This is a genomic window from Campylobacter sp. BCW_6463, assembly GCF_001762785.1.
GTDB lineage: Bacteria > Campylobacterota > Campylobacteria > Campylobacterales > Campylobacteraceae > Campylobacter_D > Campylobacter_D jejuni.
Genome location: NZ_MJXL01000056.1, coordinates 35,658 through 61,921, shown reverse-complemented (window position 1 = coordinate 61,921; position 26,264 = coordinate 35,658). Strand labels below are relative to the sequence as shown.

The window sequence follows — 26,264 nt, the reverse complement described above, 5'->3', positions numbered from 1 at the left end:
AAAATTTTATTTAATCAAGGATATAGTATGCGTAATTTTTTTTGCAAATTTGTTTTAGCGCTTGTATTTTGCTCAAGTTTTGCGTTAGCAAATAATAGTTTTATTACTCTTAATCCAAATTTACCCAACTCCGAAAATAGTGTAATAGAAGCATTTTCTTATAAATGTATACATTGTTATAATCATCATAAATTTGGAACCCTTGAAAAACTAAGAGAAGCTTTTCCAAATTTGCATTTTAAACTCTATCCTGTAAGTTTAATGAATGGAGATTTTTCCAAAGAAATGAATGATCTTTTTGCCTTTGCTCAATACAAAGATGAGCAAAATGGTAAAGACGCGAGTTATTCTGATAGTTTATCTCATAAACTTGCTGATGTTTATTTTGTTTCTTATTTTTTAAACAAGCAAAGAAATTTTTCGAATTTAGATGAATTTTACGACATAGGTTTAAAGGCTATGAATGTAAATAAAAATGAAGTATTAAATTTTTTAAATACCCCAAAAGCTAAAGAAATTTTAAGCGAGTTTCAAAGAGCTAATGATATAGCTAAAACCTATGGCACCCCTGCTTTTGTTGTTAATGGAAAATATCAAATTAACCCAAGTGCAATCAATTCGATGCAAGATTTAGAAGATCTAGTTAAAAAATTAAGCAATATGAAATAATAAATTTTTTAAGGCAATAAAAATTGCCTTAAAATTATTTTTTGATCATATTTGTATAAGGTCCATAGCGATGTTGGGTTGTAGAAAAGCTATCATCATAAGGTCCTACATCCATATCTAAAGGTTTAACCTTTCTATCTGGAAAGTCTTTATCTCTATTTGCTTTAATAGGGCGAGCTTGTGAATTCATGTAAGCTGCTACATCATAAGCATCTTCAAGACTTAAGTCAGGCGCACCTTGAGGCATATTTTCTTTAATATAAGAAGCAGCTTTGATAAGACGATACATTCCAGCTCCTGTATTATAACTATCATTGCCCCAAAGTGGTGGATAAAGATAATACGCCCCTGCACTATCCTCATTTTTAAGCCCTAATCCATTTTCTTGATGACAAACGGCACATTTATCCATATAAATTGCCTTACCTTTTTTAGGATCAGCTGCTCTCGAGATGAAATCTATCTTCTTAAGCCCCTGCCCTTCTATCTTAGCTCCTACTGGAACTCCTTGAGATAACCATTGCATATAAGTTAGCATGGCTTTCATTTCAGGCGCATCACTAGGCATTCTTTTGCCATTCATAGAGCGTTCAAAACAGCCATTGATCCTATCTGCTAAGGTAATTACTTTATCTCCTCTGGCATTATATTGTGGAAATCTTGCCCAAATTCCTACAAAACCTGATTGATTTTGTACACTTCCACCATTAGCATGGCAACTTGAACAAGAAAGATTATTTCCCGCAAATCTTTTTTTAGGATCTTTGGCCTGTGGACCTACATATTTACTTGTTTCATTAAGAATTTTATTTCCCAAAATAACCATTTTGCTATATTCTGAATTTTTTGGCATTTTAGTTTCATCTATAGTACCATCTTCATTTAAAGCCTTAGGTAAATTCCATTTGGCAGTAGGTAGATCAATACCTGTTGCACTCTTAGTTTTTTCCAAATTTGGATCTAAGGCTAAAGCACAACTTCCACATAACAACAAAGTTAAAACTATAGAAAATTTATTCATCGTTTTTCCTCCTTAAATTTGTCTAATTCGAATTCAGTATATAACTTTGCTTCAAAAAAGTCAATAAAAGTTAATAATATTTCAATAAAAAACTTCAAATTCTTAAAACAATATTTATTTGCCTTATAATTAAAACTTTAAAATAAAAATAAAGTTTTTTTTGATAAAATTGAAGCTTGCAATATTTTTAAAGGTTGGTTTAATGAAAAATTTAAGCATTCAAGAAAAAAAAGACTTAGATAACTGCGTTTTTCAAAATCTTGGAAGGCAAGATACTTTTACTTTAAGTGTGATTTTTAAAAATTTTTATTTAAAAATTAAAGCATTTATTTATTCTAAATAATACCACTTAAAATCTTTTTTTGTGTAAGAAAGATCTTTAAAAGAAGGCGATTGGATAAATAGTTTGCACTCTTTATCCAAATTTTCTATTCCGTATATTTTCATAGCCATTCTTGAGTCATGTCTTGTAAGTTCTATTCCAACGCAAGCTTGATTGTTGATTTTATAAAGCAAAGTACCGCCATCTTTTTCATCTATATTTAAAACATCCAAATTCTTATCTTTACTCATATCTTTTACATCTTTACTAAAAGAATATCGGAGTTTATAATATATCATAATATCCTGCATGGTATTTTTCAAATTTTGTAAATTTTCATTAATCAAGTATCCATTATTTTTATAAAGTTTTAAAAAATCTTCATTAAGAAATTTTTGAAAACTTTTATCTTTAGATAATTTTTGACAAGAGTTATAGCTATTTAAAATTCTAACTTGACCAGCTTCTATTAAAAGCTCAAGGCAATCTTTATTTTCTTGTGAAAATTGTACTAATTTAACTTCTTGAATCTTAAAATCTTTGTTCGGTTTTTTTTCATAAGCAAAATCATTTAATTTTTCGTAAATATTAGCAAAACTTAAAGAATATAAACTAAAAAAAAATAAAATACACTTTTTCATTGAAAAAAATCTTTGTATTTATTTTTTAGAAATTCCACGACTTCTAAAATTTCATCAACCCCTTCTTTGTTCGAATTTTCGAGCACATTATCTATATTATCGATATAAGCTTCTATTGCATTTTCTAATTTTTCTCTTTTAACTCCAGCGTATAAAAGCATAGCTTCTAAAACTATGCTAAGCTCATATTGTAAATCTTCTAGTTCATTTTTTAAGGTTTTATTATTGTTTTGATTCATTGTTTTCCTTTTTAAGTTCTTTGCTTTTAATTAAATCAATAATTTGAGCCTTAATATGATTATAATTTGCTCCATCTTTAAATGTCGCAAAAAGTCCACCACTAGCATTTTTATGTCCACCACCACCTACTAAATTTTTAGCCATTAAACTTACATCTATTTTTCCATTTGCACGAAAACTTAAGGTTTTTCTAGAACTAACATCAATAAAAAAGTCATAATCAGGATTTTTTACTAAAAAATCATTTCCAATAACAGAAGTATTGCCTATATTTGAAGTTAAGATGCCTTTATGGCCTTCATATTCTATACTGAAATTTTCTTTTAGCTCACTTAGTTTTTCAACTACAAAATAAGAAATTAAATTAGAAAGAGTATCATCATTTTTTCTGGCAAAATAATCCTTTTTTATAAAATGAGTAGCATTATCGAGTAAAATATTCGCATTTTCTTTTCCTATAAATTTCCAAGCCTTATCAAGCAAGAAAAACATATAATCAATTTGCGATTCTTTAAACATTACGCGATTTATTTCTTTTGCATTGGCAATCAAGCCTAAAAAAACCTTTCCAAGTTCAAAATTTTCATCCTCGCTTAGCCAAATATCAACAGCATTAACTACATCAACAAATTTTGAAAGTTTTAAAACTGGGGTGCAGATTTTAGAGAAAAAATCATAAACGATTTTAGTTGCACATCTTTTAGAATCAAGTAAATACCAAGAATATTTTTGAGCGCATTCTTCACCACTCTGATGATGATCAAGAAGAAAAATTTTAATATTTTTCTCTTTACAAATTTTTTCAAATTCTTCGCATTGATTTAAATTTAAATTTAAATCTGTTATTAGAATAATAGCTTTTCCGAAATTTTCATCTTTTTCTATATCGCCTATAATAGAGTTAAAATTTTCATTAATTTCTTTACCATAATTAGAATTATAAAATTTCACATTTTTAAAATAAAAATTTACTACAAATTGACAAGCATAACCATCAAGATCTGTGTGCGAAAGATGATAAATTTTCATTATATTCCTTAAAGTTCTATCCTAATAATACCCTCGGTATTAAAATTTGTATTTTCTGCAATTTCTGCAAAACTTAACACTACTATATTAATGCTAAAATTATAACAAATATCAGCAATGAATTTTCTAAGTTGCGGTTCAACGCAAAGTATAAAAGGCTTGATACGACCATTTGCTACCGCGGCAACTTCAGCCCTTAGAGTATCTACTAAAGTGCCTGTTTGAGCTACACTTAAAGGCAAGTGATAACTTCCATCTCTAAATTGTACATTTTCCATTAAAACTGCAGAGCTAGCAGAGTCTAAGATAAAAATATCCAAATTTCCTTTATCATCTAAATACATATTTGTAATCATCCTAGCTAAAGACGCCCTTACATGTTCAATAATCATATCAAAACTCTTGCTTACTTCTGCTATATCGCTTACAGATTCTAAAATAGTAAGCATATCTTTAATTGGTATGTGATGCTTAAGCAAGTCTTTGAGAATTTTTTGAATAAGACTTACAGGTGCAACACCTAAAGCACCTTCTACAATGATTGGATAATCATTTTTAACCTTATCAAGAAGATTTTGCACCTCTTGGCGTGTAAGAAGTTCGCTTGCGTGTGCTTTGATAAGTTCGCTCATATGTGTTGAAATAACACTTGCAGGATCTATTACTATATAGCCATTTAATGTTGCTTCATCTTTTAAATTCGCATCAATCCAAAGTGCATCAGAGTTAAAAGCAGGTTCTTTTGTAGCAATCCCTTCTATCTCTTCTGTGATAAAACCACTATCCATGGCTAAATATTTATCCGGATAAATTTCAGCACTTGCTATAGACACGCCCTTGAGTTTAAAACTATACTCATTTGGTTTAAGTCTTAAATTATCTCTTATTCTTATTTTTGGCATTAAAAATCCTAAACTTTCAGCAATACTTCTTCTCATTGAGCGAATTCTTTCTGTAAGTTCGTTTTCAGCAAGCTTAATAAGTCCGTATCCAAGTTCAAGTTCTAAAATTTCAACTTTGAGTATGTCGTTAATCTTGTACTCTTCTTCTTTGAGAATTTCCTCTTCGCTTTTCTTAGCAGGTGCTGCCGTTGTCCCACCTGCTCCACTTTGAGATGCAGCTGCGGCACTTGGTTTGCTTTTTTTAACTGTGGTTATATCAATTTTACCTTCCTTAACCTGCTTGGTAAGATAGCCAAGACTTAAAAAAACTAAAGCCATAAAGCCCAAGGATAAAGTTGGCAAACCAGGTACTAACGCAAAGATAAAAAGTACAAAACCTACTATTAAAAGTGTGCGATATTCACTTAAAAGTTGAGTTAAAGTTCCTTCTGCAAAATTTTCCTCATCTTTGCTTGCACGAGTGATAATTATAGCGGTTGCAGTAGAAGTAATAAGCCCTGGAATTTGCGATACAAGTCCATCGCCTATGGTTAAAATAGTATAAGTAGATGCAGCATCGCTTAAAGCCATATCGTGCTGAAAAGATCCTATTAAAAAACCACCTATGATATTTATAATAGTTATGATAATTCCTGCAACAGCATCTCCTTTGATAAATTTAGAAGAACCATCCATTGCACCATAGAAGTTTGCTTCAGCAATAACTTCTTGACGTCTTGCTCTAGCGGTTTGTTCATCGATAAGTCCTGCATTTAAATCCGCGTCAATAGCCATTTGTTTACCCGGCATTGCATCAAGTGTAAATCTTGCTTGTACTTCAGAAACCCTTGTACTACCTTTTGTTACAACCATGAAATTAATCAATACTAAGATACAAAATACAATCACACCAATGACCATATTTCCACCAACAACAAATTCTCCAAATGCTGCTATAATCTCACTCACAGCTTCAGGGCCGTTTTGCCCTTCGCTTAAAATCATCCTTGTAGTAGCTATATTTAAAGAAAGTCTAAATAAAGTAATAATCAAGATTAAAGTTGGAAAAGTTGTTAAATCTGTCGGTTTAGGTATATAAATAGAAATTAAAATAATTAATACCGATAAAGCTATACTTAAAGCTAAGAAAAAGTCCAAAATAGGACTTGGTAAAGGAACTATAATAATAGCTAAAATGCAAACTAAAAAACCAACAATAGTTAAGCTTTTAGCTTTTAAAACAGGAGCAATTAAAGGCCCCAAAAAAGGAAAAACTAAATCGACTATTTTATTTTTTGCCATTATTTTTCATAATATCTTCTAAAGTAATAGAATCTAAAAATTCATCTACTTTATTTTGTAAATTTACTAACATAGGCATTAAGGTGCAATTTTTTTCTTTATTATTTGGACAAGTACCACCGCTGCATTCAAATACACTGATATCCTTTTTTTCAGCACTATTAACAATTTCTTTTATAGTATATTGATTTGGTTCTTTGATTAATGCAAAACCACCTTTTGCCCCTTTAAAGGATTTTAACAAGCCATCTTTAGCTAAAGTTTGTAAAATTTTAGCTAAAAAACTTTTGGGAATATCAAGCTCTAAAGCTAAAGAATCTACATCTTGAGGTGCTTCTTTTTGAGAAATATAAATTAAAGAAAGTAAAGCGTATTCGCTAGCTTTGGTAAATAGCACAAATTCTCCTTATTATAACTACAGAAATAGCTGTAATTATAATAAATAATTCTTAGAAAAAGACTTAAATTTTGACAAAACCTTCTAAAAAGGATAAATTCAGTTTATTTTTTGCTTTTTAAGATAAAATTACAGTTCTTTAATTTTATTATTTTACCAATCAGGAGGTCTATCATGGCTTTGGATTCGGCCAAAAAAGCAGAAATAGTTGCGAAATTCGCTAAAAAACCAGGTGATACTGGTTCAACAGAAGTTCAAGTAGCTCTTTTAACTGCAAGAATTGCAGAACTTACAGAACATTTAAAAATCTACAAAAAAGACTTTTCATCAAGACTAGGACTTCTAAAACTTGTAGGTCAAAGAAAAAGACTTTTATCTTATCTTAAAAGAAAAGATTATAATTCTTATAGTAAGTTAATTACTGAATTAAATCTTAGAGATAAATAATTTTTAAGCCCTTTTTACGGGGCTTTTTCTTTTTAAATTTCTTCTTTTGTAATCAGTTTTATATATCAAAAATACAAGAAAAATCTTACAAGATTTCCCTTTGTCCTTTGGCATCAGGTTCGCTTAAAATCCCGTTTTGCGTAAGTTGTTCAATAATATTTGCAGAGCGGTTATAGCCGATTTTTAAACGGCGTTGCAAATAAGAAATGCTTGTTTTTCCATCTTCTAAGATCACTCTTTTGGCTTCTTCATAAAGCTCATCTACTTCCCCATCAAAGCTTTCATTTGTTGTAACACCCACGCTTTGCTGATCTTTTAAAAAGCTTTCATCATATTCTACGCTTTGTTGATCCTTTAGAAAATCCACGATTTTTTCTATTTCAAATTCGCTTGCAAAAGGCGCATGCAAACGCACTATAGAGCTTGTTCCAGGAGGAGTAAATAAACAATCCCCTCTTCCAAGTAAACTCTCAGCACCCATAGCATCTAAAATAACTTTAGAGTCAACTTTTTGCCCTACTTTATAAGAAATTCTACTTGGCAAATTCGCTTTGATCAGCCCTGTTACAACATCAACAGAAGGTCGTTGTGTAGCTACAATCAAGTGAATTCCACTTGCTCTTGCCATTTGTGCAAGTCTTCCTATATAAAATTCTACATCTTTACCCGCAGTCATCATCAAATCGGCAAGTTCATCAATAATTACTACAATAAAAGGGAGCTCTTCGCTACCTAATTCTTTCATTTTTTCATTGTAATTTTCTATATTTTTGGTTTTTGCATCTGCCATTAAACGATAGCGTCTTTCCATTTCAGCCACCATATTTGAAAGCGCATTGACCGCTTTTTTTGGATCTGTGATAACAGGAGTTAAAAGATGAGGAATATCATTATAAATGCTAAATTCAAGCATCTTAGGATCTATCATCATCAAACGCAAGGTTTTAGGAGAGTTACGATATAAAAGACTTAAAAGCATAGAATTTATCCCCACACTTTTACCGCTACCTGTAGTTCCTGCGATGAGTAAATGCGGAAGTTTTTTAAGATCGGTTACAAAAGCATTGCCTACTATATCTTTGCCCAAAGCTATAGTTAAAGGACTTTTAGCATTTTTAAAAACTTCGCTTTGTAAAATTTCTCTTAGATAAATAGTTTGAATTTCATCATTTGGGACTTCTATGCCTACAACATCTTTTCCTGGTATTGGAGCTTGAATACGGATTGATTTTGCCATTAAAGCCATAGTTAAATCATCTTGTAAATTTAAAATACGACTTACTTTTACATCTGCGCTAGGACGAAATTCAAAAGTAGTTACAACAGGACCAACATAAGTGCTTATAACATCGCCACCTATTTTAAAACGACGCAACTTTTCAAGAAGATTATAAATTTTTTTATCTATTTCACTTTCATTGATTTCTTGTCTATGCTCTTTTGGATTAGCTAAAAAATCTAATGGTGGCAAGGTGAAATCTTTTGGTTTTTCTATCTCACCCTGCTCTATTTCACGCAATAAAGCTTGGTTAATAGCAATTTCTTTGGCTAAAACTGCTTTTTGAAGTTTAATTTCTTGATCATTTGTTTTTTCATTATCGATTTTAATTTCTGTATTTTGGATAAAATCGAGTGTATTTTTTTCTTCTATAACTATTTCATTTATATTTTTTATAGGAGTAGGTTCTATATAAGGATGATTTAACTCTTCTACAATAGGAGTAAATTCGAAGATATTGTCTGCTTTATCTGGATTTTTATTTTCATTTATTTTGTTTGATTCTTCTGTTTCTGTTTTGATTGTCTTTGAGTTATTAAAACTGTATTTATTCCCTTCTATAATATCGCTTGAATTTATCGCATCATATTCTTCTAATTTTTTAATTTCTTGTTTTACTTTATTTTCTAAAATTTCATTTTGATAGGCTTTGTATTCTTGTTCTAGTTTTTCTTTTTTTATCAAATTCTCTCTAAGTTCAAGCTCTTTTGTGAAAATTTTTGGTTTAACTTCCTGTTTAGAAACTGGAATTTCAATATTTTTACGCTTATAACTTGGCTCATCTAAATTTTTATTTGTATCTATTTGCTTTATATCTTCAAGTTTTTTAGGTTTTAAAAAACGTTCAGGAATCATATCTACCCCTTCTTCTGAAATAAAATTAAAATCTTCATCAAGGCTAATGCTCATTTTGCTAGCCTTTTGTGCGAAATTTCGCACTTGTTGAGAATGCTCATAAACAAAACTTCTTGATTCTTTTAAGCTTTGTGTATCAATCTCTATGGTTTCATCTAAAATTTGATTTTTTAGTTTTTCAAAGTTTTCCTTAGCTGTGGTAATTGAATTTTTACTTGCATTGATATTGCAATCTTTGATTATCTGTTCTAAGTTATTGGTTTTTTCTTTTTTATTTATTTGCAAATTCTCATAAATACTATCTTGCAAAATATTTAATTTTGGAGCCATAGGTTCTGATTTACCTACATCTTCTTTCTCATTTTCTCCGCCAAATACACGCATAAGTAAAGATTTAAAAGCTTGCTCTACTTTTAATAAAAAAGTAAAATCTAATTCTATTTTTAAAATTTCTTTTGCAAATTTCGGAAACAATAAGATCAAAGAAAATAGCAAAAGTAAAAGAGCAAAAATTCCACTCCCTGTATGTCCTAAGATTATAGAAAAAAATCCATATACAATTTCTAAAATATACCCAAACTCTCTATAAAAGACAGAAAATAAAAGCAAAGTAGAAAAAAAGGCCAAAGAAAAACCAAAAAGCTCTCTACGCTTAAAATTTTCTATTTTATAATTTTTTCTATAGTAAAGATAATTTAACACAAGTAAAAAAAATGGATAATAATACCCAAATTCTCCAAATAAAAATAAATTAGCCTTGTAAACCCATTCTCCCATGCTAGGTGCTAGCATACAAAGACAAATATAAAAAATAACAAGTGTAGAGCTGGTAAAAATGGCTTCTTTTTTAATATTCTTTCCTTAAAAATAAAATCAAAGCCAAATTATACCATAAATTTTTACATATAATTTAATAAGCTAAGTTGAGAAATTGTTGTACTAGCCTTAAGAGAAGCTTGATATGCAAGTTGAACTTGCATTAAATTCATCATAGCTTCACCATAATCTACATCAATAACATTTGACTTAATGCTTTGCACATTTACGCTTAAGAAATTTACTCGAGTATTGACACCATCTATAGTATTATGATAAGCTCCCATGGTTGTATTAAGCTTGCTGATATGATCTGCTAAATGATCGAGTCTTTCTAAAGCTCCTTGCATTCCGGTATTTCTTGGATCGGCCGAATTTCCATCGGCTCTCATATTACCACTTAAAACCGCATCTATCATAGTATCTAAATCTTTTATAAGATCAACATTTGGTTCATCTATAACTAAAGCATTATTGGCACTAAAACTAAAATTTGGACCATTCTCTACTTGCGCAGTTGTAGTATAAGGTGGTTGCGGAAAATGTCCACTTTGAGAATCAGTTAAAGAAATTCCTATGTTGGTTCCTGAGGATAGCTTATCGGTAACGCTAATGCGACCTTTATAATCCATGCTTACATCAACAGTAGCTTGAGAATCTTTCATGAGTTGTTGTAAACTATTATAACCATTTGCATCAACTTTTCCATTTGTAGCTGTTATGCTTTGGGTTGGAATTTTATCTGCGGCAAACATACCTATAATATCATTGATTTGACCATAAGTAATATCATTTGATCCTGTAACAACTCCACTATTTCCAGTTGCAGGATCAGTATGGGTTATAGGAAAACTTATGGTTTGACCTGGAATATTAGGATCAGGATAGCTTACAGTTGAAGTTTGTAAATTTATAGTAACATCGTAAGAATTTCCACCTTTGGAATTGACTTTTAAATTTAAAGTAGTACCATTTAGACTATTTCCTGCCATTACCTCGCTAAGTTTGGTTGAATCAGTTGCATAAGCATTACTTCCTTTAATAACTTGAGAAACATTACCATAAACAGTATTTCCATCTTTTTCAAAATAAACATTATCATAATCTGCACCATTGGCTTTGTTGCCAGCTGAATCAGTCATATTGCTTTTAATAAAATCAGTTTGAGCTAAACTAAAGGTAAACTCTTGCTCTTTTCCATCTTTTCCTGTTAATTTAATAGTAACTGGACTAGTTGGATTGGTAATATCACCATTTTTCATAGCCTCTTGCATAACAGCATTGGTAACATTATCCATGTTAAGATCATTATCCTTAACAAATTTTTCCATTGCTTTGAAACTTTCTGTTTTGTCCATTTGTGGAGTATAGGCTACGGCATGAAAGTCTAATTTATTATTGCCTTGTTTTAAATCTGTGATTTGAATTTGACCACTATTATTGATGCTTACTTCTACAACTTTATTATTAGCAGTGTTGCCATAAAGTGCACCAATTTGCTCTAATACATCTTCTATTTTATCATCTGGTTTTACTAAAACTGCACTTTTAAAGCTTGTTCCATCTGGTTTTGTTCCTTGAACATAGAGTGTTGAAGGTGGAAAATTAAGTTTTCGGTCTTTATCTTCAAAATCTATATCCGGATCTAATTTTCCATCTTTTACATAATTTTGCCCGATAAGCTGCTTCCAAGCAGAATCCCCGTTTAAATATTCTTGTTTATCTTTATCTGTATAACGATTATCTGTAAAACTGATATTAGTAGTAATTTGTTTTTTATAGTCTCCATCTGCTTTGAAAAATAAATCCCATCCAGGTATATTATAAGGACTTTCAGTTCCAGCTCCAGTTACTACATTGATATTATTTTTATCTCCATAATAATTACCATTGGAATCAAAAGGTTTATTTGCAACTTGTGAGCCTGCAAAAAGATACTGACCATTAACGCTAGTATTTGCAAGCTGAACTATACTCTCTTTTATGCGTTCTAATTCTTTTGCTATAGCCTCCCTTGAAGTTTGAGAGTTCCCATCACTTGCAGCTTGAGTTACTTTAACTTTAAAATCTTCAAGAAGTTTTACCATATCTTGCAAAGCTTTCATGCTGTTTTGAGTCATTTCTTTTGCACTGTTTGTTGCTTGTTTTACTTGTTCTAATGTTTTAATTTCATATTCAAGACGCGTATTATCTATATAAATGCTTGCATCTTCATATGAATTTTGTATTTTTAAACCTGAAGCAAGTTGTTGAGATATCTGATATAAAGCACTTTGACCACCCATAGAATTATTCACACTATTTGTGAAATTAAGTTTATTTGTAATTCTCATTTTTTTCCTCTAAAGTATTAAAGTTAAAATCTTTTCAAACATTGCTAATAAACAAAAGCAATAACTGTTCCAAAAATTTAAATTACATAATTTTATATAATCTTTTTGAAAATACTTTTTATTTTTAAAGTATTTTTTAGTCTAAAAAAGTATAATTTCAACTTTAAATCTTAAAAATGAGCCCGAGTGGTGAAACTGGTAGACGCGCCAGACTCAAAATCTGGTAAGGGCAACCTTGTGTCGGTTCGAGTCCGACCTCGGGCACCACTTATTTTTTGCGGGAATAGCTCAGGGGTAGAGCACAACCTTGCCAAGGTTGGGGTCGCGAGTTCGAATCTCGTTTCCCGCTCCATAGAGTAAAAAAATATAAAATCTTTATTAATTATAAATTCTCACTTTTCTCTAATACTAAAAAATACTCATTTTCTAGAATTCCAAGTTCTTTTTGCATTACTTCAAGCTCTTGATAAAGCTTGTTAATACCTATTTCTTGATATACATTTGGATCGGATAAATCTTGATTTAATTTAGCTATCTTTTGCTCTAAAAAATCTATTTTTTCAGGATGGTTTTTTAATATCTCATTTTCTTTGTAGCTTAATTTTTTAGAGCTTTTTTCTTTTTGGTTATTATTTTGCTCTTGGGTTTGAAGCTCTAAAGCAAAATTATCCAATTCTTCAATTTCTTTTTCATTTTCAAGATATTCAGTATAAAGAGTGTGTAAAATATTTATATATCCATTTCCCTCAAAAGCATAAAGTTTTGTTGCGATTTTATCAACAAAATATCTATCGTGTGATACTAGCAAAATAGCCCCTTCAAAACTAAGTAAGTATTCTTCTAGTATATTAATCGTAGCTATATCAAGATCATTAGTTGGCTCATCTAAAATCAAAACATCATATTCTTTAGTAAAAAGCAAGGCTAAAGCAACGCGATTTTTCTCTCCACCACTTAAAAGAGCCACACTTTTATCTAAAAATTCCTTAGGAAATAAAAAATTTTTCAAATATCCATAAACATGCATATTTTTACCACGAACTTCAACCCTATCTCCACCATTGGGACAAAAAATTTCAAGCAAGCTTTTATCAGAATTTACCAAGCTTCTAGCTTGATCAAAATATCCTATCTTAAGCTCTCCGCGTTTTATTTCACCGCTATCTTGTTTTATTTGCCCTAGAAGAATTTTTAACAATGTCGATTTTCCACAACCATTTCTTCCTACGATAGCTATGCGTTCACCTTGTAAAATGCGCGTTGAAAAATCTTTAAAAAGATTTTTATTGTTTATATTTTTGCTTATATTTTTAAGCTCAAAAAGCATTTTTTTACGATTGATCGTTTTTCCTCCATTAAAATTTAAGGCCGCTCTTGAAATTTCAAGTTTTAAGCGTTTGATTGCTCCGGGATTTTTTTTCGCTTCTTCACGCATTTTAAAAATGCGTTCTTTTCGTCCTTCATTTCTTTTAAGTCTTGCCTTAACCCCTCTTCTAAGCCATTCTTCTTCGCTTTTTAATTGCTTTAAAAGAGTTTCATGGCTCTTAGCAAGGCTTTGCAAAATTTGTGTTTTTTTCTCTAAATAGTTTGCATATCCGCCTTTAAAAATACTAAGTTTACCCTGCTCCACTTCTATACACTTGTGTGCTATAGCGTTAATAAAATATCTATCATGGGAAATAAAAATCACACACATCTTTGAATTTTTTAGCAATTCTTCTAAAAAGCTTGTCATATATACATCTAAATGATTAGTTGGCTCATCAAGCAATAAAATATCAGGATTTTTTAGTAAAAGTATGCAAAGGCCAACGCGGCGTATTTCTCCACCACTTAAAGTAGATATAATACGATTTTCATACTCAAGCAAACTAAATTCTTTTAAAACGCGTATTATTTTAGATTCTATATTCCAAGCATCTTTACTATCAATCAAAGTCATAAGCGTATCTATTTTTTTAAGATAATCTTTATTGCTAGGATCTTCTTCTAATTTTTTATGCAGTATTTCATATTCTTCTAAGGCATTGTAAATTTCTGCAAGCTCTTGCTTGATGGCTTCTTTTACACTTAAATTTGCGTTAAAATCAACGGTTTGTGAAAGCATGGCTATGCTTTTTCCATTTTGTCTTATTACTCTACCGCTATCTAAAGGAAGTGCGCCTAAAAGCGTTTTTAAAAAAGTAGATTTTCCTTCTCCATTTTTGCCTATAATGGCAATCTTTTCTCCCTCGTTTGCGCTAAAATTTACTTCATTTAAAACTATTTTGTCTCCAAATTTTTTTGAAGCTTCAATTAAATCTATAAGAGCCATTTTTTATCCTTGACTGAGTTTAAAACTAAAACTAGAACCATAGCCTAAAGTGCTAGAAATTTCAAGATAACTTTTATGTATACTTAAAATTTTCTTTACTAAAAAAAGTCCCAAACCAAAAGAATTATCACTTTTTACATCAATTTTATAAAATTTTTTTGTAATCAATTTTATTTTATCTTCTTCTATACCTTTTCCAAAATCTTGCACTATTATCTTTTGATCTCTTGCTGTTAAAATGACTTCTTTTTGACTATATTTTAAAGCATTAGAAAGCAAATTTATAATCACTTGCTCGATTAAAAATTCATCAGCCTTAACTTTCGTGCTTTTACCTTGCAATACAACTCTTTCAAAGCCTGGGTTTTTAGTGATTTTTTCACACAGAGAAAAAAGATCAAATTCTTGCATCTGCAAGGCTTCACTATTAAGATTAAAAACAAAATTAAGCTTATGGGTCAAAGCATTAAGCTTAATGCTTTGACGCGAAATTTTTTCTAGCAATTCCTTTTTTAATTTTTTATCTTCCAATTTCTCATCTTTTAGCATCTCTAAGCTAAGATCAATCACGCTTAATGGATTTTTAAGCTCATGAGAAATAGCAGAAATCACACTAGCAAGCTGAGTATTTTTTAAAGTGATTTTATCGCTTTGTTTTTTATTTTTCTGGGTATTCTTTAGAATTTTATCCTTAGTTTTTAAAAGCTTCTCATTTAGCAAATTAAATTCTTTAAACATTCCTTTTTCTAATATAACAACTTTATGATCCCCTATAGAATCTAAAAAATCCAAAATTTTATTAAAATTTTTCTCTATTCTTCTACCTAGCAACAACATTAAAATAAAAACAAACAGCAAGGACACTCCAAAACCGATTGCCATTTTTGTCCAAAAAAGTTCTAAATCTAAAAAACGAGGATAAACAATAATAATATATTTATATCCTTTGTAAATAAAGCTTTTAGTGAGAATTTTTTTTGAATCGAAATTTAAAATTTTTCCTTCTTTAAGATTAGAAAAAAAATCAGGATTTTTTACAGAACTTATTTTCATATCATTGTTTAGGATAATAAAATCAGCCCTAGTATCTTTAGCAAAATCCTTGATATTAGCATCATTTAAATGTTCTAAGAGAGAAAATTTTAAAACATCATCAAGGCTTTTGATTTTTTGCTCATATTGTTTTATAAGCAAGAAATTAAGATAAGAGTTAGTAAAAGTACAAAAAATAAACCCAAAAATCAAAGCCAATACAACAAAAAAAACTATAAAAATATTTTTAGTTTTTAGCATAATTTATAGCCAACACCTCTAACGCTTATAATATGATCTTTTAGTTTTGGAAATTTATTTCTAAGTCTTGTTAGAGCTATATTGATTGTTTTATCACTTGTAGTATCATCTTTCCAAACGCTTTCGCTTAAAAATTGTCTAGTAAGCAAGGTATTTGGATTTTCAAAAAAATATTTTAAAAGCTCATAGTCAAGATTTGAGATTTCTAATTTTTGATTTTTGTAAAAGAATTCATAATTAGCCAAATCTAAAATAAAATCACCAAAAGATAGTTTTTCTTCTTCTTTTTTATGGCGTTTTAAAATTGCTTTAATGCGAAGCAAAAGCTCATTAAAATCAAAAGGTTTACAAACATAATCATCACAACCACTTTCAAAGCCTTCGAGCAAATCTTGATGCAAAGCCTTGGCTGTAAGAAAAATAACTGCTTCTTTATATCCTTGCTCTCTTAAATCTTGAATTTTTTCTAAAGAATCTCCACTGGGCAAATTTCTATCGACTATTAAAAGATCGATTTGCTCATTATCGAGCAAATCTTCAACTCCAAAAAAATCCACTAAAGATATAACTTCATAACCACTAGATTTTAACTTTAAAACAAGCAGTTCGTTTAAATCTATATCATCTTCTATAATTAAAATTTTAAATTTCAACATATTGGACAAATACACACGCCTCTAATTGTTTTAGTTCATCTAATACTTCTTTCTGAACTTTTTCATCAATCAAAACAACAGCCAAAGCATACCCAAAACCATCTCTACCAAGCCTAAAATCAGCTATATTGATATTTTTAGCTGCCAAAACGGAGCTGATTTTAGCTATAACTCCTGGTATGTCTTTGTTTTTAAAAATAATCATTTTCCCTTTTGGCTTAAAATCAGTTTTAAAGCCATTTAATCCAACTATGCGTTGTTCATTTTCATTAAACACTGTTCCTGAAACACTGATATTTGAATTTTCGGTGATAATTTTAACGCTAAGTTTATTATTATAACCACTATTTGGAAGAGTTTCGCAAGATAATTCAACTCCTTTTTCTTTGGCAACAAATTCTGCATTAACATAATTAATTTTCTCTCCTAAAATTCCACCCAAAGCACCAACAGCTGCAAAGGTTAGCATAGAATTTGCATACTCGCCAATAATTCCTTCAGCCTCTAATTTAATACTTTTTATAGGATTTTTATCAATTTGAACAGCTAAAAAAGCCATTTTAGAAACAAGTTCTATATAAGGAGCTACAAAAGGTGGTAAATCTTCGGTTTTAATTGGCAAATTTAAGGCATTAGGATAAGCCACGCCTCGTGCTGCACTTAGTGCTTGCTCACAAGCTTCTCTTGCGATATTGTCTTGACTTTCTAAAGTATTTGCTCCTAGGTGAGAAGTAACTGAAATATTTTCAAAGTCTAAAAGAGGATGATTAGTCGCAGGTTCTTTATTGAATACATCTATACCAAGCCATGCTATTTTACCACTTTTTAAACCTTCATATAAAGCCTCTTCTGTGTACAATCCTCCGCGAGCACAATTTATTAATCTTATTCCATCTTTCATTTTTGCAATTTCTTGCTTTCCTATCATACCATTGGTTTCTTTGGTTTTTGGTGTGTGAATGGTAATAAAATCACTTTTTTCTAAAATTTCATCCAAATTTTTTGCTTGCTCCATATCTAAATCTGTAATCTTAGAAGCAGAAATATACGGATCGTAGGCTAAAATTTTCATACCAAATGCTTTAGCACGGATAGCTACTCTTGAACCTATATTTCCAAAACCTATAACCCCTAGCGTTTTGTTCATCAATTCAATGCCATACCATTTTTCTCTTTCCCATTTTCTTTCAATTTTTAAAAAATTATGAGCATTGACAAAGCTTCTAGCTGATGTTAAAAGATGTACCATTGTTAGTTCAACTGCGGCAATAGTATTTGCAGTTGGGACATTCATCACAATCACTCCTCTTTTAGAACACTCTGGAATATCAACATTATCTACGCCCACCCCAGCACGCACAAGCGCTTTTAATTTTTTGGCATGATTTAAGAAATTTATATCTACATCTGTAGAACTTCTAGTAATAGCAACTTCAACATCGCTTAGCATTTGCATAAGTTCATCTTTTGGAACTTTTGCAGCTTCTATAAGCTCAATATCTTCAGCTTTTCTTAGAATATCGATACCTTTATCCAAAATAGCATCACATACTATAATCTTTTTTTTCATAACCAAATTTCCTTTACTTCTGTATTTATTTTATATTTTTTTAATTCTTTCATAATATCATCTATAAGTTTTTCATTACCTGTATCCAAAAAGATTTCTGGACTATCACCTGATTTAAGAAGAAAATACTTCACATTAAAAGAATTTAAAGTCTGTCTTAAGCAAAACATAGAATAAATATCATATTTTCCAACTATAAGTTGATAATATTTATTTTTCTCCTTAAGCTCGCTAGTATCCGCATCAAAATATAAGGTAAATTTTTCTGCTGCTGGGGTAAAATCTCGTGTAGGCCATTTTGCTAATTCTTCTTGCCATGAAAGATCTTGATTTTGGGTTTGAATGCTTGGCTGCGTATTTGTATCTTTAGCAAATTGTGGAATGAAATTTACATTAGCTTTAAATTGCCAAAGTAATGTAAAAACAACAGCAAGCAAAATGAGTAATAAAATACTCAAAATGCTTATTGTAAAGTATTTTTTCATTAAGTTAGTTGATCTTTAATGATATCACCTAAGGTTACTTTATCATCATTATTGATTTCATTAAGAACTTCTCTTTCTTTCATTCTAATAAGATTTTTAACACTTAGGCGAATTCTATTTTTCTTTTCATCAATAAAAACTATAGCAGCTTCAATATCGTTGCCAATTTTTAAATTTTCAAGCATAGAAGTGCTTATATCTTCTTTATGAATTAAAGCATCAACATTTTTACTTAGCTCTACAAAAACGCCAAAATCTTTAATATCACGGATAGTGCCTTTTACAATATCGCCGACTTTATGAATTTTGGCATATTCTTGAACTGGAGAGCTACTTAATTCTTTTGCGCTTAATGATATTTTTTGGTTTTCTTCATCTATTTTGATAATTTTTACTTTGATTTTATCCCCTTGAGAGAATTTGTCTTTGCATTTATCATTTCTATCCCAAGAAGCATCTTCATTATGCAACAAACCTTCAATACCGTCAAGTCTAACAAACGCACCAAAAGAAGTTACTGAGGTAATTTCTCCCTCAACCACATCTGCAATTTTGTAAGATTTCATAAATTCATCAAAAGGTCTAGAAAGTAAATTTCTTAAAGAAACTCTTAAGCGTCTTTCATTTGGATTGATTTCAATTACTTCAACATCAATTTCTTGGCCTTTGTTGATATAATCTTTTGGATTTTTAATATTTTTATCCCAAGAAATTTCACTGATATGTAAAAATCCTTCTATATCATTTCCTAAATCCACAAAAGCACCGTAAGGCTCTATATTTGATACTATTACTTTAATGGTATCACCTACATCAAGAGTATCTTTTATCTCACTCCATGGATCAGGTAAAGCCGCTTTTATAGATAAGGATAAATGTTTGCGTTCTTTATCATACTTTATAACTTTAACTGGAACTTTATCGCCCTCTTTATAAAGTGTTCCAGGATTTACAGGTCCTTTGTAAGAAATTTCGCTGTAATGAACAAGGCCATCAACACCTCCTACATCTACAAACATACCATAGGTGGTAATTTTTTTCACAATACCTTCAATTAAATCTTCTTGTTGTGCTACATTATTGATCAATTCTTTGCGTTTTCTTCTCTCCTCATCTAAAGTTTTTTTACGAGAAACAATGATACTTTGCTCATCTTTGTCGATTTTAATAATTTTAACTTTAAACGTTTTGCCTATAATGTTATTTGTTTCTTTGAAGCCATATTGAGATTTTGGCAAGAAAAATTCAACATCATTTTCATCAACAACTATCAATCCGCCTTTATTTTTTCCAACTACTTTTACGGTAAAAATATCATCTTGATTTTCTTGATAGTTTTTAATAAATTCAATAACTTTTTCTTTTCTCAAAGCTTTTTTATGAGAAAGTAAAGATCTGCCACCACGAGAACCCATAACAGCAACTTTAATACTATCGCCTACATTAAATAATAGCTTAGAATTATCATCTTGTATTTCACTAAGAGCTAAAATACCTTCAGATTTTTTGCCTATATCTACATAAACTTCATCATTTTTGATCTCTACAATCACACCCTCTGTTGTAGTCTCTTCTCTTGATTTATCGAAAGCCTCTAAAAGCAGTCCAAAATCTTCTTCCTCAAGATAATCATCTACGCCGCCTTGAACTTTTTTGTTCACCTCGCTCATTATGGTCCTTTAAAATAATTTTTAGAAATTGATTGATTTTACCTTATTTTTCTTTAATTAGTGTTAAGTTTTTTTATTTTTATTAATTTTTTTTAAATTTTTGACTTTTTTATTCTATATTGAAAACATTTTTTAATTAATTTTAAAATTTTCTATTTTGGCGATAACTTTTTGTATGATCCAATCAGGAGTACTAGCGCCTGCGCTAATACCACAATGTTTTTTATCTAAAAACCATTCTTTTTTTAACTCTTCTTCGGTTTCAATTAGATAACTATCTTCACAATTGGTTTTTGCAATCAAAAAAAGTTGTTTTGTATTGGCTGAGTTTTTACCCCCTACAACAACCATAACATCACTTTTAAGCGAGAGTTCTTTAATAGCATCTTGATTTTTAAAGGTTGCATCACATATAGTATTAAAAACTCTTACTTCTTTGGTTTTAAGTATTAAAAAATTTACTATCTCCATAAAATGTTCAGGCTTCTTAGTTGTTTGGCTTACTACAGCTATTTTATTAGGAAGTTTTATATGTTGAAGCTCTTTTTTATCCAAAACTACATAAGCTTTTGTGCTTACATAACTTTTTACTCCTTTAACTTCGGGATGATTTTCATCTCCAAAAATAACAACTTCATAACCCTCCTTGCTCATTTGCTCGCAAATTTGTTGTGGCTTTGTAACAAAAGGACAAGTGGCATCAAAAATTTCTATATCTTTTTTTCTCAATTCTTCTAAATCTTGCTTTGTAATACCATGAGTTCTTATAATAGCCTTTTTTTCATTGCTTAAAGCTTTTATATTTTCCAAAGTTTTGACATTAAAATTTTTTTGTAAACGAGAAATTTCTTCGTTATTATGAATAAGAGGACCTATAGTTGCGGCATCTTTTATTTGTTCTGCTTTTTTAATAGCTCTTTTAACACCAAAACAAAAACCATAGTTTTTTGCTAATTCAATAATCAATCCTAGCTCCTAAATTTGATAAAATCTCTATAAAATTTGGAAAAGAAGTTTTTATACAATCACTATCATCAATCTCAACTCCACAAAGCAAACCTAAAATAGCAAAACTCATAGCAATACGGTGATCTCCATAGCTTTTAATTTTTGAAGATTTTAGTTCGCATCCACCTTCTATTTCAAAACCATCATCAAGTTCTCTAGCTTCAACACCACAAAGCTTTAGATTTTCAACCATCGCAGTAATTCTATCGCTTTCTTTAACGCGTAATTCTTTAGCATTTATTAAACTAGATTTACCCTTAGCCAAAGCAAAAGCTATAGCCAAAGCAGGCGCTTCATCTATCAACCAAGCGATATTATCTTTAACTTCTATGCCATTAAGCTTGCTAGACTCCACCCTGATCTCACCAATAGTTTCAAAATCATTTTGAGTTATTGTCATTTCAAGTTTGGCGCCCATTTTTTGCAAAATTTTATACGCCTCTATACGAGTAGGATTAAGTAAAATATTTTTTAAAATAATTTGAGATTTAGGCAAAATAATAGCTGCTAAAACAAAATAAAAAGCCGAAGAAGGATCATTAGGAATGATTATATTTTGAGCTTTTAAAGGTTTTTTTAAAGGACTTATTTCAAGACTTAAGCCATCATTACTAACCCTTATTGGAGCTTTCATAGCCTTTAGCATGTTTTCACTATGATTTCGACTAAGAGAAATTTCACTAAAAGTGCATATATTATCAGCTCTAAAAGCAGATAAAATCATAGCTGTTTTAACTTGAGCTGAAGAAATTTCGCTTTTATAGTTAAAAGCTTTTAATTTTTGACCTTCTATACAAAGTGGAGCTAAATTTGCCTCATTTCTTCCATAAATTCTAGCGCCTATTTGAGTAAGTGGTTTGCTTATCCTTCTCATAGGACGATTGTTTAAATACTTATCTCCACTCAAAATAAAAAAACCAGAAATTCCTGCTAAAAATCCTATCATCAAACGCATAGCGGTTCCTGAATTTCCACAGTCTAAAATACAATTTGGAGATAAAATTTCTTTAGGGGGTATAATTTTGACGCAAGAATCTTTTTGTTCAATTTTAGCTCCAAGATTTTTTATAATTTCAAGAGTGTTTAAAGTATCTTGAGCTAAGAGATAATTTTGAGCCTTATTTTCTTCTTGTGTTAAAAGCGAAAATATAGCAAAACGATGAGATATGCTTTTATCTGCTGCTATATTTTCAAGTATAGCATTTATAGAGGTTTGCAATTTGTAAATTTTCATCTTAAATCAAGACCTAAATTTTTAAGAGTATTTAAAATTTTACCCATGCATTCATTTACTTGATTATCTTCTAGAGTTTTATTTATATCTCTAAAAGAAAAACTCATAGTAATGCTATAAAATTCTTTAAGGTTTTCATCACTATAAATATCAACTAAACGAAAATTTTCAAGTATTTCTAAATTCAATTCTTCGATACAATTTTTAATCTGATTGTATTCAAAACCTTTAGGTATTAACACGCTAAGATCTCTAGTGATAGCTGGGAATTTGGAGTAAGGCTTAGCTATTTTAAAATCTTGCTTAATTAAATCTAAATCAAGTTCGCAAATATATGTTTTTGGCAAATCCCTCTCATTTTCTATTTTTAAATGCAAACGGCCTATAAAACCTACTTTAATATCCGATAGATAAATATCTGCTTGTTCATAAGGGCTTAAAATATTATATTTTGATGATTTTAGTTTAAAATCGCCTATAATATTTTTAATGTCTAAAAGAAAATCATAAAATTGCACCGATTCAGGTTTTGCCTTATTAGAAATTTTAGCTTCTTCTTTTAAGCCAGAATGGATAAATGCGATACGATTTAATTCTTGATTATTGACATTGAAAACAACCCCTAGTTCAAAAAGTTTAATAATTTTTTTAGAATTTTTTGCATTTAAACTTGCTGCATTCAATAAATGATTTAAAAGGGTTGTTCTTAAAGTATTAAGTTCTGCTGTAATTGGATTGATTAGTTTTAATTTAACAGAATCAAAACCCAATTTTTTAAGTTCTTTTTCATTGTCTAAAACATAATGTAAGCTTTCAAAATAACCACTAGCTACTGCTCTTTTCCTTAAATTCAAAAACTCAATATAATTTTTATATGCAGAATTTAAACGATTTTTTTCTATAAATTCTAAACCCTTAGAAGCAATATTATCAATACCTATAATTCTTACAACTTCCTCGCAAATATCTGATAAATTTTTAATATCAGGACGATGTAAAGGTACTTTAACATTTATAAGCCCTTCACCTGAAAGTATGAGCTCAAAACCTAATTTCTTCAATATTTTTAATACTTCATCTTTATCAACATTTTGCCCTATTATATCGCCAATACTTTCAATACTTATTGGTATGATTGGTAATTCTTTATTGGTTAAAATTTGTTGAGAAGAACTATAAATAACAAGATTTGGAATCTGCTCAAAAATACTAAGCAAAAAATCCATTCCTAAATTTAATTTAGGTTCACTTCCCCTAAAACTTCTATAAAGCATTTTTTCATCTTGATCTTTATGATATATTTTAGCATCTGCAATTACCAATGGATCGGTATAATTAGCCTCAATAATAATTATTTTAGAATCATCTTTACATCTACTTTCATTATTTTGGAAAATTCCGCTAAAGCTTAAAAGTTTATCTTTGTAAGATACTTTTGTTTCTCCATGCATTTGCTTGCTTAAATTGATGGTAAATTCTTCATCTTTTTCAGAAAAACCACTTAAATCATAAGCATTAAAAAGAACACCAGTTGAATGCGTTGCATAATTTAATAAATTTTCTATGGAATTTTTTCCCAAACCTTCAATTTGAGCAAGTCTTAAACTAAGCAATAAATTTGTTTGAATTTCTTCTTTTAGCTCTATAGCTCGATAATTATAAAGTCCGTTAAGTTCTTTCTCAGCTGCTAAGCGCAAAATTCTACCGATACCCAAAACATTTTCACTTTCTTTGAATGGTTTTGGTTCTTTTAAATTTAAATTTAAAGCTGTAGCTAAATCACGAGCAATACCATAAATACTTAAACAATCACCCCTATTAGGAGTAAGCTCTACTTCTATTAGCTCATCATTAAAAATTTCATAAGTATTTAAAGCTCTCCCAAGTTCTAATTTCCCTATACTCTCATCTAAAAGCATAATTCCTTCATTGATTTTTTCAAAACCCAATTCTAAACTAGAACAAAGCATACCACAAGAATCCACTCCTCGTAATTTTGCTTCTTTTATTTCCATACCGTTTGGCATGATAGCACCTTTAGTTGCAACAGCTACAAATTGTCCTACATCAACATTCGCAGCACCGCAGACAATTTGCAAGGTTTCACTTCCGATATCAACTTGACAAATGCTTAATTTATCTGAATTTTCATGTTTAATTTTTTCCTTAACATAGCCTACAACAACTTTATCTGGAGCCTTTAAAACGCCAACCCTATCAACTTCTATACCTATAGAATTTAAAGTTTTAGCTATTTTATCTGAACTTATTTCTTCAAGTTCTAACCAATCATTCAACCAACTTTTAGTAATTATCATCTAAACTGCTCCAATAATCTTAAATCACCTTCAAATAAAGATCTTAAATCTGGAATTTGATGCAAAAGCATTGCAAAACGCTCTACTCCTAATCCAAAAGCATAGCCACTTACATTTTCATAACCAACAAAATTATAAACATTAGGATCAACTATTCCACATCCTAAAACTTCGAGCCAACCTGTATGTTTGCAAACTCTACAACCCTTTCCTTTGCAAAATACACAAGAAATATCAACTTCAGCAGAAGGTTCTGTAAATGGGAAAAAACTTGGACGAAAACGAACTTTCACATCTCCAAACATATAACGCAAAAAATCTTCCAATACACTTTTTAAATTTGCAAAGCTAACCTTTTGCCCTTCTTCCACTACAAGGCCTTCAACTTGATGAAACATAGGAGTATGCGTAATATCAAAATCTCTTCTAAATACAGCACCAGGGGCTATCATCCTAATAGGAGGTTTTTGTGCAAGCATTGTCCGTATTTGCACTGGCGAAGTTTGTGTTCTTAAAAGCCTTTTATCATCAAAATAAAAGGTATCTTGCATATCTCTTGCAGGGTGAGATTTAGGTAAATTCAACGCTTCAAAATTATGAAAGTCATCTTCTATTAAAGGCCCTTTTTCTATGCTAAAATTCAAAGCTATAAAATACTCTATGATTTTATCCATGGTGCTCATAACAGGATGCAAGGCACCTGTTGTAATACTTTCATCAAAATAGTTAAAATTTAAAGCATCTTGTTTCATTCTTTCTTCTAAAGCAAGATTTTCCAAATCTTTAAATTTAGCTAAATAAGCCTCATTAAATATTTCTTTTTGTGCATTTAGTTTAGCAGCAAATTCTTTTTTCGCCTCATCTTCTAACTCTTTAAGCTTTGTAAAGCCTTCTGTTAAAATACCTTTTTTTCCAAGAACGGAAATCCTAATGGCTTCCAAATCATTTAAATTCTCACATTTTTGAATCTGTTCTATAAAATTTTGCAATTTTCTTACCTTAAAATAAAATATTTCAAGTTCTAATTCTATTAAAAACTATTTTAAATTCAGCATAAAAACCAAACTTTAAAGATATAATTGTATCAAACCAACAATAAAAAAGGATAAATAATGCAAGAAAAAACAATTTTTGAACTCATAGTTGAAGGTAAACTTCCATGCAATAAAGTGCTTGAAAGTGACGATTTTCTAGCATTTCATGATATTGCACCCAAAGCACCCATACATATACTTATAATCCCTAAAAAACATTTTAAAGACTTTCAAGAATTTGATCCTGAACTTATGGCCAAAATGACAAGTTTTATACAAGAACTAGCTGTTCTTTTAGGCGTAGATAAAAGTGGATATCGCTTGGTAACAAACTGTGGAAAAAATAGCGGACAAGAAGTTTTTCATTTGCATTTTCATATGCTTGGAGGTTTTGAACTGCCTAAGGAAAAAACAAAAAAAGAAAATCCTCAAGCTTTATTTTAATTTAAA

General features: G+C 29.9%; 22 protein-coding genes and 2 tRNA genes. 6 read left to right on the top strand and 18 right to left on the bottom strand.

Annotation, left to right across the window (positions count from 1 at the left end; translation table 11 throughout):
• Window positions 1–27 precede the first annotated feature (27 nt).
• Complete coding sequence (locus tag AJ884_RS06515; RefSeq protein WP_044779244.1) at window positions 28–669, top strand: thiol:disulfide interchange protein DsbA/DsbL; 642 nt, start codon at window positions 28–30, stop codon at window positions 667–669.
• Window positions 670–703: 34 nt separating this feature from the next.
• On the opposite strand, the gene AJ884_RS06510 is transcribed toward AJ884_RS06515, so the two are convergent.
• Complete coding sequence (locus AJ884_RS06510) at window positions 704–1,690, bottom strand: c-type cytochrome (protein WP_044779283.1); 987 nt, start codon at window positions 1,688–1,690, stop codon at window positions 704–706.
• 202 nt (window positions 1,691–1,892) lie between these two features.
• Here AJ884_RS06510 and AJ884_RS09975 point away from each other — a divergent pair, with 202 nt between their 5' ends.
• Window positions 1,893–2,033, top strand: coding sequence for a hypothetical protein (locus AJ884_RS09975; protein WP_053872213.1), 141 nt, complete (start codon window positions 1,893–1,895; stop codon window positions 2,031–2,033).
• Here AJ884_RS09975 and AJ884_RS06500 read toward each other — a convergent pair.
• Genes AJ884_RS06500 through AJ884_RS06480 form a run of 5 tightly spaced genes read right to left on the bottom strand, consistent with a single transcriptional unit; the run spans window position 2,021 to window position 6,502 of the window.
• On the bottom strand, window positions 2,021–2,653 hold the full coding sequence (locus AJ884_RS06500; RefSeq protein WP_002861507.1) for a hypothetical protein: 633 nt from the start codon (window positions 2,651–2,653) through the stop codon (window positions 2,021–2,023). The genes AJ884_RS09975 and AJ884_RS06500 overlap by 13 nt on opposite strands.
• The gene (locus AJ884_RS06495; protein ID WP_002852415.1) at window positions 2,650–2,892 is read right to left on the bottom strand and encodes a hypothetical protein; all 243 of its coding nucleotides are present in this window, start codon (window positions 2,890–2,892) and stop codon (window positions 2,650–2,652) included. Before AJ884_RS06495 ends, AJ884_RS06500 begins: the two co-directional genes overlap by 4 nt.
• Entirely contained in the window at window positions 2,876–3,922 is a 1,047-nt protein-coding gene (locus AJ884_RS06490; protein ID WP_002861508.1) for a DHH family phosphoesterase, read from the bottom strand. Before AJ884_RS06490 ends, AJ884_RS06495 begins: the two co-directional genes overlap by 17 nt.
• A gap of 8 nt (window positions 3,923–3,930) precedes the next feature.
• A complete protein-coding gene (flhA, locus tag AJ884_RS06485) occupies window positions 3,931–6,105 on the bottom strand; it encodes a flagellar biosynthesis protein FlhA (RefSeq protein WP_002890378.1) in 2,175 nt (724 codons plus the stop codon).
• Window positions 6,092–6,502 (bottom strand): Rrf2 family transcriptional regulator, encoded by a 411-nt coding sequence (locus tag AJ884_RS06480; RefSeq protein ID WP_044780498.1) that lies wholly within the window; start codon window positions 6,500–6,502, stop codon window positions 6,092–6,094. Before AJ884_RS06480 ends, flhA begins: the two co-directional genes overlap by 14 nt.
• Before the next feature lie 174 nt (window positions 6,503–6,676).
• Between AJ884_RS06480 and rpsO the strand changes: the two genes are divergently transcribed.
• Window positions 6,677–6,949, top strand: coding sequence for a 30S ribosomal protein S15 (gene rpsO / locus AJ884_RS06475; protein ID WP_002852579.1), 273 nt, complete (start codon window positions 6,677–6,679; stop codon window positions 6,947–6,949).
• A gap of 85 nt (window positions 6,950–7,034) precedes the next feature.
• Here the strand turns inward: rpsO and AJ884_RS06470 are convergent, their stop codons facing one another.
• Together AJ884_RS06470 and flgL are read right to left on the bottom strand one after the other, a co-directional pair.
• Window positions 7,035–9,875: an FtsK/SpoIIIE family DNA translocase gene (locus tag AJ884_RS06470; RefSeq protein ID WP_044780499.1), complete on the bottom strand. Its 2,841-nt coding sequence runs from the start codon at window positions 9,873–9,875 to the stop codon at window positions 7,035–7,037.
• 107 nt (window positions 9,876–9,982) lie between these two features.
• Window positions 9,983–12,232, bottom strand: a complete 2,250-nt coding sequence (gene flgL / locus AJ884_RS06465; RefSeq protein ID WP_070286510.1) for a flagellar hook-associated protein FlgL — start codon at window positions 12,230–12,232, stop codon at window positions 9,983–9,985.
• 180 nt (window positions 12,233–12,412) lie between these two features.
• Here flgL and AJ884_RS06460 point away from each other — a divergent pair.
• Window positions 12,413–12,499: transfer RNA gene (locus AJ884_RS06460), tRNA-Leu, on the top strand.
• A gap of 10 nt (window positions 12,500–12,509) precedes the next feature.
• A tRNA-Gly gene (locus AJ884_RS06455) sits at window positions 12,510–12,584 on the top strand.
• 30 nt (window positions 12,585–12,614) lie between these two features.
• Here AJ884_RS06455 and abc-f read toward each other — a convergent pair.
• The 10 genes from abc-f to pheS all read right to left on the bottom strand — a co-directional run bounded on the left by abc-f (window position 12,615) and on the right by pheS (window position 25,769).
• On the bottom strand, window positions 12,615–14,546 hold the full coding sequence (gene abc-f / locus AJ884_RS06450; protein WP_070286509.1) for a ribosomal protection-like ABC-F family protein: 1,932 nt from the start codon (window positions 14,544–14,546) through the stop codon (window positions 12,615–12,617).
• Window positions 14,547–14,549: 3 nt separating this feature from the next.
• On the bottom strand, window positions 14,550–15,839 hold the full coding sequence (locus AJ884_RS06445) for a sensor histidine kinase (protein WP_044779238.1): 1,290 nt from the start codon (window positions 15,837–15,839) through the stop codon (window positions 14,550–14,552).
• Complete coding sequence (locus tag AJ884_RS06440; protein ID WP_004305935.1) at window positions 15,833–16,495, bottom strand: response regulator transcription factor; 663 nt, start codon at window positions 16,493–16,495, stop codon at window positions 15,833–15,835. Before AJ884_RS06440 ends, AJ884_RS06445 begins: the two co-directional genes overlap by 7 nt.
• Window positions 16,482–18,065 (bottom strand): phosphoglycerate dehydrogenase, encoded by a 1,584-nt coding sequence (gene serA, locus AJ884_RS06435; RefSeq protein WP_044780500.1) that lies wholly within the window; start codon window positions 18,063–18,065, stop codon window positions 16,482–16,484. Before serA ends, AJ884_RS06440 begins: the two co-directional genes overlap by 14 nt.
• Complete coding sequence (locus AJ884_RS06430) at window positions 18,062–18,550, bottom strand: hypothetical protein (RefSeq protein WP_070276251.1); 489 nt, start codon at window positions 18,548–18,550, stop codon at window positions 18,062–18,064. Before AJ884_RS06430 ends, serA begins: the two co-directional genes overlap by 4 nt.
• Window positions 18,550–20,220, bottom strand: coding sequence for a 30S ribosomal protein S1 (locus AJ884_RS06425; protein ID WP_070286508.1), 1,671 nt, complete (start codon window positions 20,218–20,220; stop codon window positions 18,550–18,552). Before AJ884_RS06425 ends, AJ884_RS06430 begins: the two co-directional genes overlap by 1 nt.
• Window positions 20,221–20,352: 132 nt before the next feature.
• The gene (locus AJ884_RS06420; protein WP_002861592.1) at window positions 20,353–21,186 is read right to left on the bottom strand and encodes a 4-hydroxy-3-methylbut-2-enyl diphosphate reductase; all 834 of its coding nucleotides are present in this window, start codon (window positions 21,184–21,186) and stop codon (window positions 20,353–20,355) included.
• Complete coding sequence (aroA, locus tag AJ884_RS06415; RefSeq protein ID WP_070239657.1) at window positions 21,176–22,462, bottom strand: 3-phosphoshikimate 1-carboxyvinyltransferase; 1,287 nt, start codon at window positions 22,460–22,462, stop codon at window positions 21,176–21,178. The genes AJ884_RS06420 and aroA overlap by 11 nt, the downstream gene beginning before the upstream one ends.
• Window positions 22,459–24,780, bottom strand: a complete 2,322-nt coding sequence (pheT, locus tag AJ884_RS06410) for a phenylalanine--tRNA ligase subunit beta (protein WP_070261282.1) — start codon at window positions 24,778–24,780, stop codon at window positions 22,459–22,461. Before pheT ends, aroA begins: the two co-directional genes overlap by 4 nt.
• A complete protein-coding gene (gene pheS / locus AJ884_RS06405) occupies window positions 24,777–25,769 on the bottom strand; it encodes a phenylalanine--tRNA ligase subunit alpha (RefSeq protein WP_002852567.1) in 993 nt (330 codons plus the stop codon). Before pheS ends, pheT begins: the two co-directional genes overlap by 4 nt.
• 123 nt (window positions 25,770–25,892) lie before the next feature.
• Here pheS and AJ884_RS06400 point away from each other — a divergent pair, with 123 nt between their 5' ends.
• The gene (locus tag AJ884_RS06400) at window positions 25,893–26,258 is read left to right on the top strand and encodes a histidine triad nucleotide-binding protein (RefSeq protein ID WP_002857192.1); all 366 of its coding nucleotides are present in this window, start codon (window positions 25,893–25,895) and stop codon (window positions 26,256–26,258) included.
• Window positions 26,259–26,264: the final 6 nt, after the last annotated feature.